14 protein-coding genes are annotated in these 15766 nt (G+C 71.6%); 6 read left to right on the plus strand and 8 right to left on the minus strand.

Going from position 1 to position 15766, the window contains the following annotated elements:
* Positions 1–8: 8 nt before the first annotated feature.
* The 3 genes from ABZX61_RS34265 to ABZX61_RS34275 are packed head-to-tail and all read left to right on the plus strand — an operon-like array spanning position 9 to position 1926.
* The gene (locus ABZX61_RS34265) at positions 9–713 is read left to right on the plus strand and encodes a molybdopterin-dependent oxidoreductase (RefSeq protein ID WP_355200239.1); all 705 of its coding nucleotides are present in this window, start codon (positions 9–11) and stop codon (positions 711–713) included.
* Positions 679–1326, plus strand: coding sequence for a cytochrome b/b6 domain-containing protein (locus ABZX61_RS34270; RefSeq protein WP_355200240.1), 648 nt, complete (start codon positions 679–681; stop codon positions 1324–1326). The genes ABZX61_RS34265 and ABZX61_RS34270 overlap by 35 nt, the downstream gene beginning before the upstream one ends.
* Before the next feature lie 48 nt (positions 1327–1374).
* Positions 1375–1926, plus strand: coding sequence for a CGNR zinc finger domain-containing protein (locus tag ABZX61_RS34275; protein ID WP_355200241.1), 552 nt, complete (start codon positions 1375–1377; stop codon positions 1924–1926).
* A 16-nt stretch (positions 1927–1942) separates the two neighbouring features.
* Here ABZX61_RS34275 and ABZX61_RS34280 read toward each other — a convergent pair whose 3' ends face one another.
* A complete protein-coding gene (locus ABZX61_RS34280; protein ID WP_355200242.1) occupies positions 1943–2476 on the minus strand; it encodes a hypothetical protein in 534 nt (177 codons plus the stop codon).
* A 154-nt stretch (positions 2477–2630) separates the two neighbouring features.
* Between ABZX61_RS34280 and ABZX61_RS34285 the strand changes: the two genes are divergently transcribed.
* Together ABZX61_RS34285 and ABZX61_RS34290 are read left to right on the plus strand one after the other, a co-directional pair.
* Entirely contained in the window at positions 2631–3029 is a 399-nt protein-coding gene (locus ABZX61_RS34285) for an ABC transporter ATP-binding protein (RefSeq protein ID WP_355200243.1), read from the plus strand.
* Positions 3030–3086: 57 nt separating this feature from the next.
* Positions 3087–3800, plus strand: coding sequence for a PAS domain-containing protein (locus ABZX61_RS34290; protein ID WP_355200244.1), 714 nt, complete (start codon positions 3087–3089; stop codon positions 3798–3800).
* A gap of 10 nt (positions 3801–3810) precedes the next feature.
* Here ABZX61_RS34290 and ABZX61_RS34295 read toward each other — a convergent pair whose 3' ends face one another.
* Genes ABZX61_RS34295 through ABZX61_RS34305 form a run of 3 tightly spaced genes read right to left on the minus strand, consistent with a single transcriptional unit; the run spans position 3811 to position 10587 of the window.
* Positions 3811–4326, minus strand: a complete 516-nt coding sequence (locus ABZX61_RS34295) for a hypothetical protein (protein ID WP_355200245.1) — start codon at positions 4324–4326, stop codon at positions 3811–3813.
* 31 nt (positions 4327–4357) lie between these two features.
* Positions 4358–10204 carry an NUDIX domain-containing protein gene (locus ABZX61_RS34300; protein WP_355200246.1) on the minus strand — a complete coding sequence of 1949 codons (5847 nt, stop codon included), beginning with the start codon at positions 10202–10204 and terminating at the stop codon, positions 4358–4360.
* The gene (locus ABZX61_RS34305) at positions 10204–10587 is read right to left on the minus strand and encodes a YbaB/EbfC family nucleoid-associated protein (protein WP_355200247.1); all 384 of its coding nucleotides are present in this window, start codon (positions 10585–10587) and stop codon (positions 10204–10206) included. Before ABZX61_RS34305 ends, ABZX61_RS34300 begins: the two co-directional genes overlap by 1 nt.
* 99 nt (positions 10588–10686) lie before the next feature.
* On the opposite strand from ABZX61_RS34305, the gene ABZX61_RS34310 reads away from it, so the two are divergent.
* The gene (locus tag ABZX61_RS34310; protein ID WP_355200248.1) at positions 10687–10992 is read left to right on the plus strand and encodes a hypothetical protein; all 306 of its coding nucleotides are present in this window, start codon (positions 10687–10689) and stop codon (positions 10990–10992) included.
* A 22-nt stretch (positions 10993–11014) separates the two neighbouring features.
* On the opposite strand, the gene ABZX61_RS34315 is transcribed toward ABZX61_RS34310, so the two are convergent.
* From ABZX61_RS34315 to ABZX61_RS34330, 4 genes are read right to left on the minus strand one after another with little or no spacing between them, the layout of a single operon-like run.
* Positions 11015–12262: an amidohydrolase family protein gene (locus ABZX61_RS34315; RefSeq protein WP_355200249.1), complete on the minus strand. Its 1248-nt coding sequence runs from the start codon at positions 12260–12262 to the stop codon at positions 11015–11017.
* On the minus strand, positions 12259–13065 hold the full coding sequence (locus tag ABZX61_RS34320; RefSeq protein WP_355200250.1) for an ABC transporter ATP-binding protein: 807 nt from the start codon (positions 13063–13065) through the stop codon (positions 12259–12261). Before ABZX61_RS34320 ends, ABZX61_RS34315 begins: the two co-directional genes overlap by 4 nt.
* Complete coding sequence (locus ABZX61_RS34325; RefSeq protein ID WP_355200251.1) at positions 13058–14740, minus strand: dipeptide/oligopeptide/nickel ABC transporter permease/ATP-binding protein; 1683 nt, start codon at positions 14738–14740, stop codon at positions 13058–13060. The genes ABZX61_RS34320 and ABZX61_RS34325 overlap by 8 nt, the downstream gene beginning before the upstream one ends.
* On the minus strand, positions 14727–15764 hold the full coding sequence (locus ABZX61_RS34330) for an ABC transporter permease (RefSeq protein WP_355200252.1): 1038 nt from the start codon (positions 15762–15764) through the stop codon (positions 14727–14729). The genes ABZX61_RS34325 and ABZX61_RS34330 overlap by 14 nt, the downstream gene beginning before the upstream one ends.
* Positions 15765–15766: the final 2 nt, after the last annotated feature.

Genomic DNA, 15766 nt, shown 5'->3' on the forward strand with positions numbered 1-15766 from the left:
TCGCCCATGTGACCCATGAACGACATTCAGCGGAGAGCGGCCCGCCCATCGCGCGACGGGTGATGCTCTCGATGCTCGGCGCGGGCGCCGCCGGCCTCGCCGCCGCGCCTCTCGTGCGGAGCGGCTGGGAACGGCTCCTCGGGGCGGCCTCCCAGAACGACCCCACCGGGCTCAGCGGGCTGCTGCCCAACCCGGGCGGCTTCCGGTACTACAGCGTCGCGGCCTCGGTGCCCAGGAAGACCGCGGCCGACTACCGGCTGGAGATCGGCGGCCTGGTCGAGCGGCCGGGGACGTACACGCTGGACGGGCTGCGCGCGCTGCCCCAGACCCGGGTCGTCGGCGAGGCACGGTGCACCGACGGCTGGCGGGTGCCGGACGTCCCCTTCTCCGGGGTGCTGCTCTCGCACCTCCTCGACGCGGCGGGGGTGCGTCCCGAGGGCAAGGCGGTCCGCTTCACCTGCTTCGACGGCGTCTACAGCGAAAGCCTCACGCTCGAACAGGCCCGCCGGGCCGACGTGCTGGTGGCCCTGGACATGCTGGACGCGCCGGTCACGCACGCCCACGGCGGCCCGGTGCGGCTCTACGTCGCCCCGATGTACTTCTACAAGTCCGCCAAATGGCTGTCCGGCATCTCCGTCACCGACCAGGTCATCCCGGGCTACTGGGAGGAGTACGGCTATGACGTCGACGGCTGGCTCGACCCGGCGGCCTGAGGGCTCGCGGCGGCGGTTCAGCCGGGGCGAGCGGCTGGTTCACCGCGCGACCGCCGGGCTCATGCTGCTGTGCGCGGGGACGGCGGCCTGCCTGTACTTCCCGCCGCTGGCCCAGCTGGTCGGCCGCCGCCATCTGATGGTCGTCGTGCACGAGTGGTCGGGGCTGCTGCTGCCCGTGCCCGTCCTGCTCGGTCTCGCCTCGCGGGCGTTCCGGGCCGACCTGCGCGGGCTCAACCGGCTGGCGCCGTACGACAGGGAGTGGCTGCGCGGGGTACGCGGGCGGATCCCGGGACCGCGCCCGGCCGGCAAGTTCAACGCCGGGCAGAAGGTCTACGCCGGATGGATCGCCGGGGCTGTGCCGGTCATGACGTTCACCGGCCTGCTGATGTGGTTCACCGGCCTGCTGCCGGGGATCCCCCGCGCGAGCGCGATCTTCGTGCACGACCTGACGGCGGTGGCGATCGCCGCCGTCGTGGTCGGGCACATCCGGCTGGCGTACCGGGACCCGGAGGCGCGGCGCGGGATGCGTACGGGCTGGGTGACGACCGCGTGGGCCAGGAAGCACCATCCCCGCTGGCTCGACGACGGGAAAGACGGCCAGTCACCGGCTTGAGCAGTGACGGAGATTGCACGGCGAGACGTCACCTGTCAAACTGGTGATGTGAAGCATGTCTTTCTGTGCGGCAACCCCGCGCTCGACCTGGCCTGCACGCTCCGGGCGCGCCGCACCACGCGCTTCGAGACGCTGGACGCCCCGGACCGGCTCGACGCCTGGTATCTGGAGTCCGGCATCGTCGACGCCGTCTCCCCCTGCCAGGAGGCGGACCTCGTCCATGCGGTGGCGGTGCGGGAGGCCGTCTACGCGCTGGTCACCGCCCGGCTGGCCGACGACGGATATGACGACGAGGCGCTCGCCCTGGTGAACGAGACGGCGCGCAAGCCGCCGGCGACACCCCAGCTCACCGCCGAGGGGCGGTGGGTCGAGGCGACGCCGGCGCAGGCACTGTCCACCGTGGCGCGGCACGCGATCGAGCTCCTCAGCGGCCCGGAGGTGCCGCTGATGAAGGAGTGCGCCAACCCCGAGTGCACCAAGGTCTTCATCGACCGCTCGCGGGGCGGGCGGCGGGAGTGGTGCGGCATGGAGTCCTGCGGCAACAAGATCAAGGCGGCGGCCTACCGGGCCCGCAAGAAGGAGACGGCCGGGGCCCGCTGACCCCGGCCGGCGGCGATCAGGCGGGGTAGTCCTTGGGGTTGATCTGCGAGGTCTGCGCCTTGCCGCCCTTGACCGGGTGGAGGGTGATGGTCCAGATGCTGTACGAGGTGGCGGTGGTGACGAACTTCAGCCGCTGGTTGAAGCGCTGGTAGGCGGCCCCCACGGCGAACCTGCGCTTGCTGGTGCTGAAGCGGGAGCCGGTGGTGAAGTAGATCCGGTACGAGCCGTCCCTGACGTCCTTGATGCTCGCGGACGACTTCGCTCGGACGTAGATGCTGATCGCCTTGGTCCTGCCCTTGACGAGGGTGACGACGCCGTCCCTCGGCGTGCCGTTCTTGATCTTGAGGACGCCGCGGCCGCCGCTGAGGCCGTCGTAGATGATCCTGCCGTTGCCCGGGCGGGCCGCGGCGGCGTTCTGCGAGGCCAGGGCGACGGACTCCGTGCCGGTCGCGGCGGTGGCGCCGGCCGGGGAGGCGGTCAGCAGGCCGGCGGTCAGCGCGACGGCGACGGCACCGGCCCGCAGGGCGGCTCCTTCAAGAGGCTTCTTCACGACGAACATCTCCTTGGGCACATGGTCACAGCCAGGGACAAACATAGAAGAAACCGGGCGGATCGCGTACCTGTTATGTCACAGGAGTGCTCTTCACGAAGTCGCGGAGGTCGCCGGACAGCTCCCGCAGGCTCGCCTCCACGCTGTACATCATGTGTCCCCCGGCGTAGGCGGCCGTCCTGACGCGTGCCTGCCCGCCGCCTACGCCGCCCGCAAGCCGAGCGCGCTGTCCGGTGGCGAGCGCCAGCGTGTCGCCATCGCCAGGGCCATCGCGGTCCGGCCCCGCCTGCTGATCTGCGACGAGCCCGTGGCCGCGCTCGACGTGTCCGTCCAGGCGCAGGTGCTGGAGGTGCTGCGCGAGGTACGCCGGGAGCACGGCACCAGCATGCTCTTCATCACCCACGACCTGGCGGTGGTGCGGCAGATGACCGATCGCGCCATCGTGCTGCGGCACGGAGAGATCGCCGAGAGCGGGGACACGGGCACGATCCTGGACTCCCCCCGGCACCCGTACACGATCAGCCTGGTCGAGTCCGTGCCCCGGCACGAGTGAACACTTCGACATACTGTTGAGATCGATCCTGCGAGACACGAGACAGGGGTACGGCCAATGACAGCCACGTCCGCGGACGGCGAGCCGACGTTCACCACGAACGAGCGGGCCCACGCCGCCCTGGTGGTCGAACTGCTGGGCCCGGTCATCCCGGCGCTCGCCCAGGCCATGGGCCCCAAGACCGAGGCGGTGCTGCACAACCTGACCACGATGCCCAACACGATCGCCGCCATCGGCGGCACGCTGACCGGCAGGGACATCGGCGGTCCGCCCACCGACCTGGGGCTGCGCACGTTCAAGGCGGGCTGGACCGAGCACCTGATCGGCTACCGGTCGGAGACCGCCGACGGGCTGGTGATGCGCTCGTCGAGCATCTTCTTCCACGCTCCGTCCGGCAAGTCGGTGGTGTGCCTGTGCGTCAACACCGACATCGGCGACCTGAAGCGGGCCGAGGAGATCCTCCATGCGATGACCGCCCTCGCACCCGGGGCGGGCCCGATGCTCGACACCCCTCCCGGCAGGCCGGCGGAGACCTTCCCGGTGTCGCTGGAGAGCCTCGGCGAGGGGATCCTCGACAACGCGATCAACGGGGCCGGGGTGCCGGTCGACCTGATGAAGAAGTCGCACAAGGTCGCGGTGGTCGAGGACCTCAACAAACGCGGCTTCTTCACCCTGCGCGGCGCGGTGGACCAGGCGGCCCAGCGGCTCAACGTCAGCCGCTTCACGATCTACAACTACCTCAACGAGCTCCAGGCCGAGACCGTCGACTGAACGTCCGGCCTCAGGTGTCGTCCCGCGCTCCCACGACGATCACGCCGGCCGTGTGCAGGCTGGTCAGCAGGGTCCAGTCGTCGGCCGGGTCGAGCCAGACCTGGAGCTCCGCCGGCCCCGACGGCCGCGGCAGCGCCCCGGCGGGCTCGTAGAAGGCCGAGACCAGCACCAGGGGCACCGGCGCCGCCCATCGGGAGGGGGCCGGTGGCTCGTGCCGGCCCCCGAGCAGAATGGCGCGCTCGGCCTCGTCGCAGGCGTCGAGCTGCGGCCCGGCCGCGAGCTGGGCCTGCACCCTGACCTGCACGTCCATCGCGAGGCCGACCCGCGCCGCGGCCCGCTCGCCGTCGGTGGCGAGCGAGGCGTAGCCGGGGATGAGCATCCCGGTCAGCTCGGCGGCGTCGTCGGCGTAGCCGCGGTAGGTCCCGTCCGCGTAGATCATTTCGTAGCGGTACGGCCGGCCGTCGCCGTTGACCGGGGCGGGCGGAGGCGGCTCCGCCGCCGAGGAGTTGCGGATGATCACGGCCACCGGCCGGCCTCCCGTTCCGTGGTGAGGTCGTTCATGCCGCGGGCGCCCAGCGGGTGGCGGCGAACAGGGCGGTGAGCTGCTCCTTGTCGGCGGCCCGCCAGAACAGCTCGTCCATCAGGACTCGGAAGGAGAGGCTGCCCCGCTCGGTGAGGTCCAGCCCGGGCTCCAGCTTGAGGAGCTCGGCGTGGGCGCCCAACTGGTCGAGCCGGCCCAGGTTGGGCAACTGACCCAGCGTCGCGGTGCGGAAGGCCGCCTCGACCTCCGCGAGCGACACCTTCACACGGGACTGGATCACGGCGGGGTCGAGCGAACCGTCCCACAGCCGCCACTCGACGTGGTCTTTCGCGGTCCCCTTCATGCTCTCCATGTTCATCGCGGACTTGCGGCCGTTGAGATTGCGCACCGGGGCTATCGACCGGTAGCCCTCCGTGGGGAGCCGGTTGGGCTTGCATTGCGCCACGCCCCGGTGGCTTTCCCGCTCCGGATTGTGCCCGAGCCTGAACAGGGTGTCGGTGTGCAGGCCCCCGTGGTTCAGCAAGCTGGTGTAGTTCTCCACGATGTGGTCGAAGTCGTGCGTGCTCACGTGGACGTGCCCGCCGGTCGAGGCGCCGGCCGTGCCGCCGTGCGCGCGGATGATCTCGGTGGCGACGAGGAGGTTCTCCCACGTCGCCGGCTCGTCGTACAGGATGGGCGAGATCAGCTCGCCGTCGACCGTGCCGTCCTGCTCCAGCCTCCAGAGGCCGCGCCCGCCGTTCTTGCCCGACCGGTAACCCTCGTCCCGCATGGTGTGGTAGTTGTCCACCTTGGCATCGCCGGTCAGGCCGGCCTTGTGCAGGGCACGGGCGATGGCCTGCAGGGCCTGGCGGGCGTTGTGCTTCGGCAGCTCGAACTCGATCTCCACCCCGAAACCGCGCCCACCGTCCCGGGCCCCCAGGGACGCGGTGGCGTTCTCCCGCATGTAGGGGATCACCGCCTCGCCCCTGACCGCGCGTTGCACCGCCTGATCGTAGGCGTGCCGGTACGCCGCGAAATCCCCCGTGAAAGAGACCTCGGGGCGCTCCGGCCAGCGCTGCCACGCCCGGGTGCGGGCCTCCAGCGAGGCCACCATTTCCTGCCTGGCCACGACCAACGGGTCCTGGCCGACCAGGCGCGACACGGTGCGGCGCAGGGAGGACTGGTGGAAGGCCTCCTTCGCCTGCGCGTGCGCGTGGACCGCGGCCTGCCGGGCGTCCCGGACGGCCGCGGGCGACAGGTCGTGCAGGCCCGGCGGGACCTGCTGCGGGTCCGGCCGTACGACGTGCGTAGACAGGACGTCGAGCACCTGCTGCCTGTCGAGCGGCCCGAAGGGGTCGACGCCATGCGGTAGTGCCACGGCGGCATACCGCACCAACTGCTCGACGGAATGGTGGTGACCCGTGTCCCCCGCCAAGCGGCGCAGCGGATCGAACACCCACATCCGGGACGGCGACTCGGAGGCGGTGATCTCGGCGAGGCGGGAGAGGATGCGCGCCTCGTCGTTGCTCAGCCGCGTGAGGCCGCGCTCGGCCGCGATCCGCAACCCGTCCCAAAGGTACGGGTCGCGCGCCCGGTAGGCGGCGAGGCGGCCGACAAGATCCGCGCGGTCGGCCGCCCGTGCCAGGTCGGCGCCGTCCGCCTGCGCGTCCGCGGCCAGGCGGACGAGCTGCTCGGCGGAGCGGCCCAGCCCGAGGTCGCCGGCCAGGCTCTCCAGCGGCGGGACGGCGTCACGGCCGGAGTGCGCGACGATCTCCTCCAGGCGCGCGGACAAGCGCGCGGTCGGGTCGTGCAGATCGGGCAAGGAGTATCTGTCGGCGAGCAGCACCCCGTTCCACAGGTACGGGTCGTCCTGCCAGAACCGGTCCATGGCCGCGCGGAACTCCGCCTCGGTCGTCCCGGCCGGGAGGTAGCCCTTCTCGTGGGCCGCCCGGACGACCGGGAGCAACTCCCTGACGTCGCCGATGCCGTGCCGGTCGAGCACGGGTTTGACGAAGTTCCGGACCTTGGCGGAGGTGACGGGCTCGCCCATCATCTCGACCATGAGCCCGATCGTGCGGGCCTGCGCGGGGGTCGCCTCGGGGAGGGAGAAGCGGGCTTGGTAGTGCTGCCCCGTCCAGCGGTAGGAGTCCGCCGCCATGGCCGTTCTGAGAGCATCGACCAGGCCCGTACGGCCGCTCGCTTCGTCCGGGTTCACGCCGAATCGCCGGGCGTTCTCGTAGACCTCCACCAAGGCGTCGAGATCGAGGTTCAGGCCGAGTTCGGAGGCCAGGTCGTGGAGGGCCCTGCGCGGGTTCGGCCAGTTGAGGGTCCGGCTCATCGAGGCCAGGGCTCTTGCCGTCGTGTCGCTCCCGTCGATGACGGGCAGCTCTTCCACGAGGCGCCGGCCCTCCGCCAGGAGGACGTCGTCCGCCGCGGCCGGGGGGTTGCTCAGCAGGTGTTCGATCCGGTTCGGCGGGCCGCCCTGGTGCGGGCCGTTCTGGTGCGGGCGGTCGTTGCCGGGCGACCAGCGGTGGACGGTCGCCGCGGCTTCCGCGAAGTTCCGTGGCCGCGGATCCGCGATCGGCGAGAATCCGTCGGTGTCGGGCAAGCCGGGCATCTCGTGCGTGTTGGCCGGGTGCGGTGGCCTGGGACGCGTGTCGGGAGCCGCCAGGACGCGGTCGAGTTCCGTGCGTACGTCCGGCCAGGCCCGGGCGAGGTCGGGGTGCAGGTTGAGGGCCGGCACCTCCTCCAGCGGCACCCACACGTTCTCGAGCGACTCCCGGGAGGCAGGCCAGACGTCGGCCTGGTGGGACATCTCGCCGATGACGGTGTCGTACGCCCAGCCGCCGTGGTCGTCGTGGTGGACCCCGCGCACCTTCACCTCGCTCGGGTCCAGCCGGTTCTCCTCGCCGGCTTCACGGAAGCCGCCGTCGACCGGGTCCTCGCCGCGGTGGAGGGCGCCGCCGGGCAGCCCCATGGTCCCTCCGTGCTGCGTCTCCATGGAACGCAGCTGCATGAGGACGTGGACCTCGCCGCCGGGAGCGCGGTGGAAGAGCAGCAGACCGGCCCCGCCTTCCGTGCCCCAGTGCCGGTGGCCCTGCTCGCACTGGGTCCATCCGTCGCTGGGCTTCGAGACCTGCCAGCCGGGCGGAAGGTCGGAATACGTGGTGGGCGTCTCGCCGACGTGCGGGGGTCGCAGCACGGTGACCTCGCCGGGCGTGGCGAGCACGACGAACTCGTTGAGAGGCAGCTGGCCCATCCCCGTCCACGGGGTGGACAGCACCTGGGAGGCCGGGAAGACCCCCGCCATGACCGCCCCCTCCCCCAGGCCGGTGTACCGCTTGGCGACCCCGGGCATGGCGCTCCACGCCTGCAGCGGCAGCGCCGGCGGGGCCGGCACGACGTCGCCGTTCGCGGCCTCCGCCAGGACGGGGACCGGATGCTGGTCGAACGTGATCCCCCGGTAGAGCACCAGCTCCTCGATGCCGCGGCTTTCGAGCTCGCGCTGCGTCTGCGCGTACTGCTGCCGCAGGAAGTCGCGCAGCATGTCCCCGGAGCGGGCGTGGATCTTCGCGGCCGTCCTGGCGCGGTTGAGGTCACCGTACGCCGACAGGTCGAGGACCCCGGTCAGCCCGAACTCGTCGAGCGCGGCCATGTGCATGGCCAGCCGCTCCGGCAGCATCTCGCTCGCGCCGTATCCCCACGTGCGCAGCAGCTCCTCGACGGCCAGCCGCCGCGCCGTCCGGTGCGCTTCGGGCGAGTCGAACGGCAGTTGCCGGATGATCTGGCGTTCGCCTTCCGCGTACGTGCGGGCGCCTTCCACGAAGGCCGGGAGCTCGCTCCGTTCGACCGCCTGCCAGGTCCTGACGGTCTTTCCCATGACGCGGACCTGGCTCTGGACGAGGTCGCTGGCGGGGTCGCCGACCGCCGCCTGCAGACCTCGTTTGCGGCCCACGCCGAGCATGTCCTTCGTCGAGGACCGCATCGTGTCCGCGAGCCGGTCCACCGTGGCGGTGTGGGCGGCCTCCCAGGCGGGGCCGCTGATCGGGTCGTAGGCGCCGTCCCGGCTGAGCAGCTCCGCCACCTGCCGCGACACCGGCTCGATCCGGCGCGGGTTCTCGGGCAGCGGGCTGGACCTGGGCACGACGGTCTGGCCGCCCTGGAGGTCCGTACTCGCGTGCTGGGGCGTCGTTGTCTGCCGGCCGGTGACCGGCGGATCGCTGTCCTCGCGCGCCGAGGGAGTGGAGTCGTCCGTGTGCCGATCTTGGACGGCCGGCGCGGTTTCGGCGTCTTTGGGAGGCGGGCTGTCCTGGCCCTGGTGGTGGTTGTCCTGTTCGCCGGCGCCGGGGCTGTCGGGGGTCGGGGTGATGATCGCCGGGACCGTGGCCGGGAGCAATGACGTGTGAGGGAGGCTGCCCGGAGTCGCGGGCTCGGCCCGCGGGACGGCAGGGGCTGTGTCGCCGATCGGGGGCCGGACGGCGGGGAGGTTCTGCTGGGGTCGTGCGAGGGTGCCGCCCGGCTCGGCTGGGCTGTGCAGGAGCACGTCGTGGCGCCGGGTGACCTCGCCGACGATCACCTGGCCCTGGTGCGGCTGGGGGAGGTTGGTGCCCGGTTCGGACGGCCGGCGGTTGATCAGGGTGGCGACGTCGGCGTGCTGGTCGGGCCGAGGGTGGTGCTGTGCCAGGGCGGTGGCGTCGTGCCCTGTGAGCCGCGGTGCGGCGTCGTGCGCCACGGGCGCCGAGGCGGCGTCGTGCGCCACGGGCGGCCGGGCGGCGTCGTGCGGTACAGGCAGCGGGGCGGCGTCGTGCGGTACGAGTCGGGGCGAGGACGGGAGCGCAGGCGAGGGTGAAGGCGGGGGCTGGTTGCCGGATGACGGCGGCGGGTCGGCATGCGGGGCCGTGGCGGACGGAGTGTCGCCGAGCTCCGCGACCGCCCGCATCGGGTAGTGGCTCACCCGTGCCGACGCGGGGATGTCGAGGCCGCCCGCGACACCGGAGATGAAGGTGTACGCCAGGTGCTCGCCGTCGAGTTGGCCACTGATCGCCAGCCCCGGGACGGCTCCGGCGGTGCCCGCCACTCCGCCCAGCAGCGCCTGGCCGTACATGCTCTGCGCGATGGCCGCGATCTTGTCGCGTACCGCCAGTTCGGCCTCGGAGGCGACGTACACCATCCGCCGGCTCAGCAGACGTGACAGGGCCGCGTTCGCGCCGGCGAACAGGGCACCGGTCAGCGCGCCGCTGCCCACCGACATCGCCAGCGACGCGAGGTCGAAGTCCCCCGCCTCGCGATCCCCCCAGATCTGCTGCGCCACCTGCACGCCGAAGTCCAGGCCGCCCATGATCCCGGCGAACTTCAGCATGTTGACAAGGATCAGCCGCTTCAGCGTCTGGATGTTCACCTGGGTCATCAACGTGTTGTGCTGGATCAGCCGGAGAACGGCCGGGCCGTTGACGTAGATCCACACCAGCAGCTTGACGATCATCGCGCCGAGCAGCGCGAGCGAGGCGTAGATCATCCACTCGGTGTGCTGCATCCGCACGCCGTGCTCGCGCAGGGATGCCGCCTCCTCCCGGAGCGCCTTCTCCATGAGGTCGATCAGCGTCTCGTCCGAAGGGGGGCCGTCCGCGTCCGGCTGTCCGCCGAGCACCTTGAAGACCTGCTCGAACGTTTCCTTGGCGGCGCCCTGCCATTGGTGATCCCGCAGCGACCGCACGACCGCGGCGGCGTCGTCCGACTTGATCGTGGCCAGCAGGTCCGCCAGGTTCTCCAGCACCTGCGCCTCGGCGATGACCCCGTCGACGTCGGTCTCCGGAAGCGCCCCGCCCGTCAGCGGCAGCGCCAGCGGCCGCACGATCTCGGGCACCAGACTGAGGTCGAGTCCCATCACCGCGGCTCGGGCGTACCGGGGTGCGGCAGGAACGACTCGAAGTTCGTTCCCTCGCCGAACAGGTCCTCGAACGGGAGATCCGACACGCCGAAGGGCTCCATCAGTTCCTTCATCTCGGTGGAGACCTGCCTGGTCGCCCGCCCGATCTGCTCGACGACGGAGGCGGACAGCTCCGACGGAGACAGCTTGCGGTAGACCCGGGGGTCGAACTCGATCGTGCGCACCTCACCGCGGGGACCGACGGTCACGGTCACCATGCCGTCCTTGGACTTCGCCGTCGCCGACAGCTCCCGAACCCTCTCCTGCATCTTCTTGAGCTGTTCGGTCTGCTGGTTGACCTCCTGGACGAGTTGTTCCAACAGCCGCCACGGTTCGTCCATCGTCACCTCCGTCCCTCACGAGCACCAAAAACCTCAGAAGCACCATTCTTTCCCGATTCTTCCACTCATGTCTGCACATGCCAGCTAGGCTCCCGAACCGTGGTGTTCGACGGCGTCGTCTACAGCAAGACCCACCTCCACCGGCTGGCGAGCGCGGCGGACGGCATGGCCGGTGACGTGTCCGGCGCCCACACCCGGTTCGAGGCGGCGTCGAGCGCGGCACACACCGCCGTCGGCGACGACGACTACGGCCGCGCGTACTGGCAGGCGCGCGGGCAACGGATGGAGAGCATCGGCAGAGGGCTCGACCTGCTCGCGAGCGCGCTCAGGGAGCAGGAGAACCGGCTCCACCTGGCGTCGAAGACGTACAAGGCCGGCGAGGACGCCAGCACCCTGCGCACCTGAGCCCGACGGCGGGCCGGACCGCCTACGTGTCAGTGCGTACCGGGCCGAGGTCCTTGACGATGGCGCCCGCCTTCATGACGAGCTCGATGTGCCCCGGGTCGGCCAGCGCGTGGATGTCCCCCAACGGGTCGGCGTCGGTGACCACGAGGTCGGCGAGCTTGCCCGCCTCCAGCGTGCCCACCTCGCCGGAGATGCCGAGCAGTTCGGCGGCGGTCCGGGTCCCGGCGACGATGGCGGCCATCGGGGACATGCCGAGCTCGACGAGATGCCCGAGCTCGCGCAGGTTCTGCCCGTGCGGGCACACGCCGGCGTCCGTGCCCAGCGCGATCCTGGCTCCGCGCGCGATCGCGTGGCCGATGTTCTGCTTGGTGATCTCGGACCACTTCACCTTCTTGGCGTAGTGGTACGGCTGCATCGTCTCCTTGTTGATCGCGAACACGGTCGACAGCGTCGGGACGAGGAAGGCGCCGCGCTCCTCCAGGAGGTCGAGTCCCTCGTCGTCGATGCCGTACCCGTGCTCGACGCTGGTCACCCCGCCCCGGAGGGCGGTCAGGATCCCCTTGCGTCCCTGCGCGTGCGCGGCGATGGGCTTGCCGCCGTGCCGGTCGAGCTCGTCGGCGATGGCCCGCACCTCGTCCAGGCGCAGGCCCTCGTCGTCGGGGTGGTCGTGCCTGCTCCCCATGCCGCCGGTCGTGCAGATCTTGATGAGGTCGGCTCCCTGGCGCAGCACCCGGCGCGTCGCCTTGCGGACCTCGTCGACGGTGTCGGCGATCTCGATCAGCTCGGGCACGGTGGGCGCGATCGTCCCGCCGTACAGGTGCATGTCCCCGTGCCCGGCGGTGTGGCTGATCGGGCTCACCGCGAGCTTCAGCCGCGGGCCCGGGATCAGCCCGCGCTCGATCGCCTCGCGGAAGCCCGAGGACAGCCCGCCGAGGTCGCGCGCGCTGGTGACACCGGCCTCGAGGGTCGCCCGGAGCCGCGCGGCGGACTCGAGGACGGTCAGGGCGGGGTCGTTCTGGAGGGCGTGGAAGGGGCCGTTCCCCAGGGAGAAGCCCATATGCACGTGGCAGTCGACGAATCCGGGCAGGAGCGTCCTGCCGCGCAGATCGCGTACGTCGGCGCCGTGGACCTCCGGGGCCTCGGCCGCCGGGCCGGCGAACCCGATGGCGCCGTCCGGGGTCACGTCGAGGACGCCGTCCTCGACGGGCGGCGCGCCGGTGCCGTTGATGATCCTGACGTTGGCGAGGCGGAGCTTTCGATGGGTGGTCAAGCGGAGTCCTTCTGACGGGGTTCGATGTCGAAGCCTGGAGCGCCCGGTACGGAGTCGAGCAGGGTGCGGGTGTACGCGTGCCGCGGACTCCGGTAGAGGTCCGCGGCCGGGGCGTGCTCGACGACGTCGCCGTGGTAGAGCACCACGACCTCGTCGCTCACGTGCCGGACGACGGCGAGGTTGTGCGAGATGAAGAGCATGGTCAGGTTGAGTTCGCGGCGCAGCTTGGCGAGGAGGTGGAGGATCTCCGCCTGGACCGAGACGTCGAGCGCGGAGGTGATCTCGTCGGCGATCACCACCTCGGGCCCGATCATCAGACCTCGCGCGATCGCGACCCGCTGGCGCTGCCCGCCCGAGCACTCGTGGGGGTAGCGGTCGATGGTGTCGGCCGGCATCCTGACGGCCTCGAGCCACCGGACGATCTCGTCCCGGTGCCGCCGCACGTCCGCCCGGCGCGGGTCCACGGCCTCGGCGAGCGCCTCGCCGATCGTGCGCCTGGGGTCGAGCGACGAGTACGGGTCCTGCGGGATCATCTGGACCTTGCGCCGCAGCGCCCGGCGGCCGGCGCCGCGCGCGGAGGAGATGGGGACGCCGCCGATCCTGACGCTCCCCGCGGTCGGCCGGACGAGCCCGACCAGCGCCTTGGCCAGCGTCGACTTCCCCGATCCCGACTCGCCGACGATGCCGACCGTGCGGCCCCGGGCGACGTCCAGGGTGATGCCGTGCAGGACACGCGTCGCGTTCTTGCCCCACCCGTAGCCCACCTCGAGGTCGCGCACCTCGACGGCCGTCTCCTCATCCATGCGAGTGCTCCTTCGTGCGCGGCGGGGTCCACGACGCGTCGATGTCGGGGGTGGCCTCCAGCAGGGCCCTCGTGTATGAGTGGCGGGCGGTCTCCACGGTGAGCTCCCCGGCGGCGACCTCCTCGACGATCTCGCCGCGGTACATCACGAGGACGCGGTCGCACAGCGCGCGGACCACCCCGATGTCGTGCGAGATGAACATGATCGAGGCGCCGAACTCGCGGTTGACGCGCTTGAGCTCGCGCAGGATCTCCGCCTGGACGGTGACGTCCAGGGCCGTGGTCGGCTCGTCCGCGATGATCAGACGCGGCTCGACGGCCAGCGCGGCGGCGATCATGGCCCGCTGCCGCATGCCGCCCGAGAGCTCGTGCGGATGCTGCTTCATGCGCTGCTCGGGCCTGGTCAGGTGGACCACCCGGAGCGCGTCGAGGATGCGCTGCGCGGCCTGTCGCCCGCCGAGGCGCTTGTGGGTACGCAGCACCTCCGTGAGCTGGGTGCCCATGCGCAGCGCGGGGTTGAACGTCGAGCCCGGGTCCTGGTAGATCAGGCTGACGGCCTCCGCCAGGAGGGCCGGCGGGACGGGCCGGCGCAGGTCCAGGTCGCCGACCGCCATGCGGCTCGCCGTCGAGGTCAGGCCGTCCGGCAGCAGCCGCGCGAGCGACATCGCGGTGAGGGTCTTGCCCGATCCGCTCTCCCCCACGATGCCGACGATCTCACCCCGCCCGATGCCGAAGGAGATGCCCTTGACCAGCGGCGTGTCGCCGGCGTGGATCCACAGGTCGCGGACGTCGGCGAGCTGGTCACTCGTCGCCTCCTGCGCGGCCGGGGGTGTCTCGCTCCGGCCCGGCGCCGTGTGCCCCCGCGGGTTCGCCGCCGCGGCGAGGCCGTCGCCGATCAGGACCGCCCCCAGCCCGGTCAGGACGATGAGGCAGGCCGGGCCGACCATCTGGAAGGGCCGGTCGGCCAGGAGCGAGGGCAGGGCCTCGTTCAGGAGCTTGCCCCAGTCGTAGGAGGGCGACTGGACGCCGAGGCCCACGAACGACAGCGCGGAGATCGCCGTGAGCGTGGCCGCGAACGTCGAAGCCGTCAGCACGAGCAGCGGCTCGGCCATGTTCGGCAGCATGTGCCTGATCGCGATCCGGGCGCGGCTGACGCCCAGGAGGCCCGCGGTCGACACGTACTCCTGCTGCGAGACCTTCGCGGCGAGGTTCGCCGTGAGGCGCGCGAAGTAGGGGATGCCGGACAGGCCGATGGCGATCACCGCCGAGGAGCCGCCCGCCCCGAGCACGGCCGCCACGACGAGCGCGAGCAGGAGCCCGGGGAAGGCCACCATCGCGTCGATGACGCGCAGGCAGACCTCCCTGACGCGGGGCCGCACGAGCCAGACGCCGGTGCCCAGGACGACGCCGAAGACGACCGACATGGCCGTCGCGCCCACGGTCATCAGCAGGGTGAGGCGGGTGGCGACCAGGCTGCGCAGCAGGACGTCATGGCCGGCCGCGTCGGTGCCGAGCCAGTGCCCGGACGAGGGCGCGGCGAACCGCGGGCCCAGCACGGCCGCCCGCTCCGTGAACAGGATCGGGGCCGGCACGGCGATCAGCACGATGCCGCCCAGCAGGGCCAGGCCGAGCACGAGCCCGGGGTTGCGGCGGCGCGGCCGGCTACGCGGAGACATGCGACCCCCCGAGGGTCCGCTGGTCGATCAGCCCGAGCAGGACGTCGACGAGGAGGTTGACGAGTGCCGCGATCATGCCGATGACCAGCACCATGCCCTGGATGACCGGATAGTCGCGGTCGAGGATGGCCTTGATGATGCCGCTGCCCAGGCCGGGCAGCGCGAACACCGACTCGATGATGATCGCGCCGCCGATCATGCCGGTCAGGATCAGCCCGCTCAGGGTGAGCGTGGTGGTGAGCAGGTTCGGCAGCGCCCATCGGACGTGGCGCCGCAAGGCGGGCAGCCGCCAGCCGCGGGCCGTCCGCATGTAGTCGGTGTCGAGCACGACCGCCGTCTCGCGGCGGACGACCCGGGAGATGGTGCAGATCGGGCCGATCACGATCGCCGCGACCGGAAGCACGAACGACGCCGCCCCGAAGCGGGGCGCGTAGGCCGGCGGGAAGAGCGGCACCAGCCCGATGCCGAGGGCGAACATCACGACCAGGAACGACGCCATGATGTAGCCGGGGATCGAGTCGAGGAAACCGGTGACCACCCCGAAGGCGGCGTCCAGCCACCTGCGCCGGCCGCCGCGCGTGAGGACGCCGATGACCATGCCGAGCGGTACGGCGACCAGCAGGACGACGGCGATTCCCGTCACCGCGATGGTGGCGGTGAAGGGGAGACGGTTCATGATGATCGTCTCCACCGGCTGCCGGTACATGAACGACGTGCCGAGGTCCCCGGAGAAGACGCCGCCCGCGTGGACGAGGAACCGTTCCCAGATCGGCCGGTCGAGCCCCAGCTCGGTCCGGACCCGCTGGACGTCGGCGAGATCGGCGTTGGCCCCGGCGACGCCGACCGCCGGGTCACCGGGAATGAGCTGGACGATGAGGAACGACACGACCAGCAGCGCGACGAAGATCACGACAAGGCTGGTGAGCCGCCGCACGGCGAAACCGAGCCAGGCGGAGGAGCCCCGCGACCGGGCGCTCGGACCAGGCGTGGAAAGACTCGGACCAGGCGTGGAAAGAGAGGTCATGT

Origin of the sequence: Nonomuraea sp. NPDC003709 (assembly GCF_040610775.1) — a bacterium.
Taxonomy (GTDB): Bacteria; Actinomycetota; Actinomycetes; order Streptosporangiales; family Streptosporangiaceae; genus Nonomuraea; species Nonomuraea angiospora_A.

Excerpts from the sequence above, each read along its gene's own strand:
- ABZX61_RS34270 (WP_355200240.1), top strand. The coding sequence starts at position 679 with ATGACGTCGACGGCTGGCTCGACCCGGCGGCCTGAGGGCTCGCGGCGG.
- ABZX61_RS34290 (WP_355200244.1), top strand. The coding sequence starts at position 3,087 with ATGACAGCCACGTCCGCGGACGGCGAGCCGACGTTCACCACGAACGAG.
- ABZX61_RS34300 (WP_355200246.1), bottom strand. The coding sequence starts at position 10,204 with ATGGGACTCGACCTCAGTCTGGTGCCCGAGATCGTGCGGCCGCTGGCG.
- ABZX61_RS34305 (WP_355200247.1), bottom strand. The coding sequence starts at position 10,587 with ATGGACGAACCGTGGCGGCTGTTGGAACAACTCGTCCAGGAGGTCAAC.
- ABZX61_RS34320 (WP_355200250.1), bottom strand. The coding sequence starts at position 13,065 with ATGGATGAGGAGACGGCCGTCGAGGTGCGCGACCTCGAGGTGGGCTAC.
- ABZX61_RS34325 (WP_355200251.1), bottom strand. The coding sequence starts at position 14,740 with ATGTCTCCGCGTAGCCGGCCGCGCCGCCGCAACCCCGGGCTCGTGCTC.
- ABZX61_RS34330 (WP_355200252.1), bottom strand. The coding sequence starts at position 15,764 with ATGACCTCTCTTTCCACGCCTGGTCCGAGTCTTTCCACGCCTGGTCCG.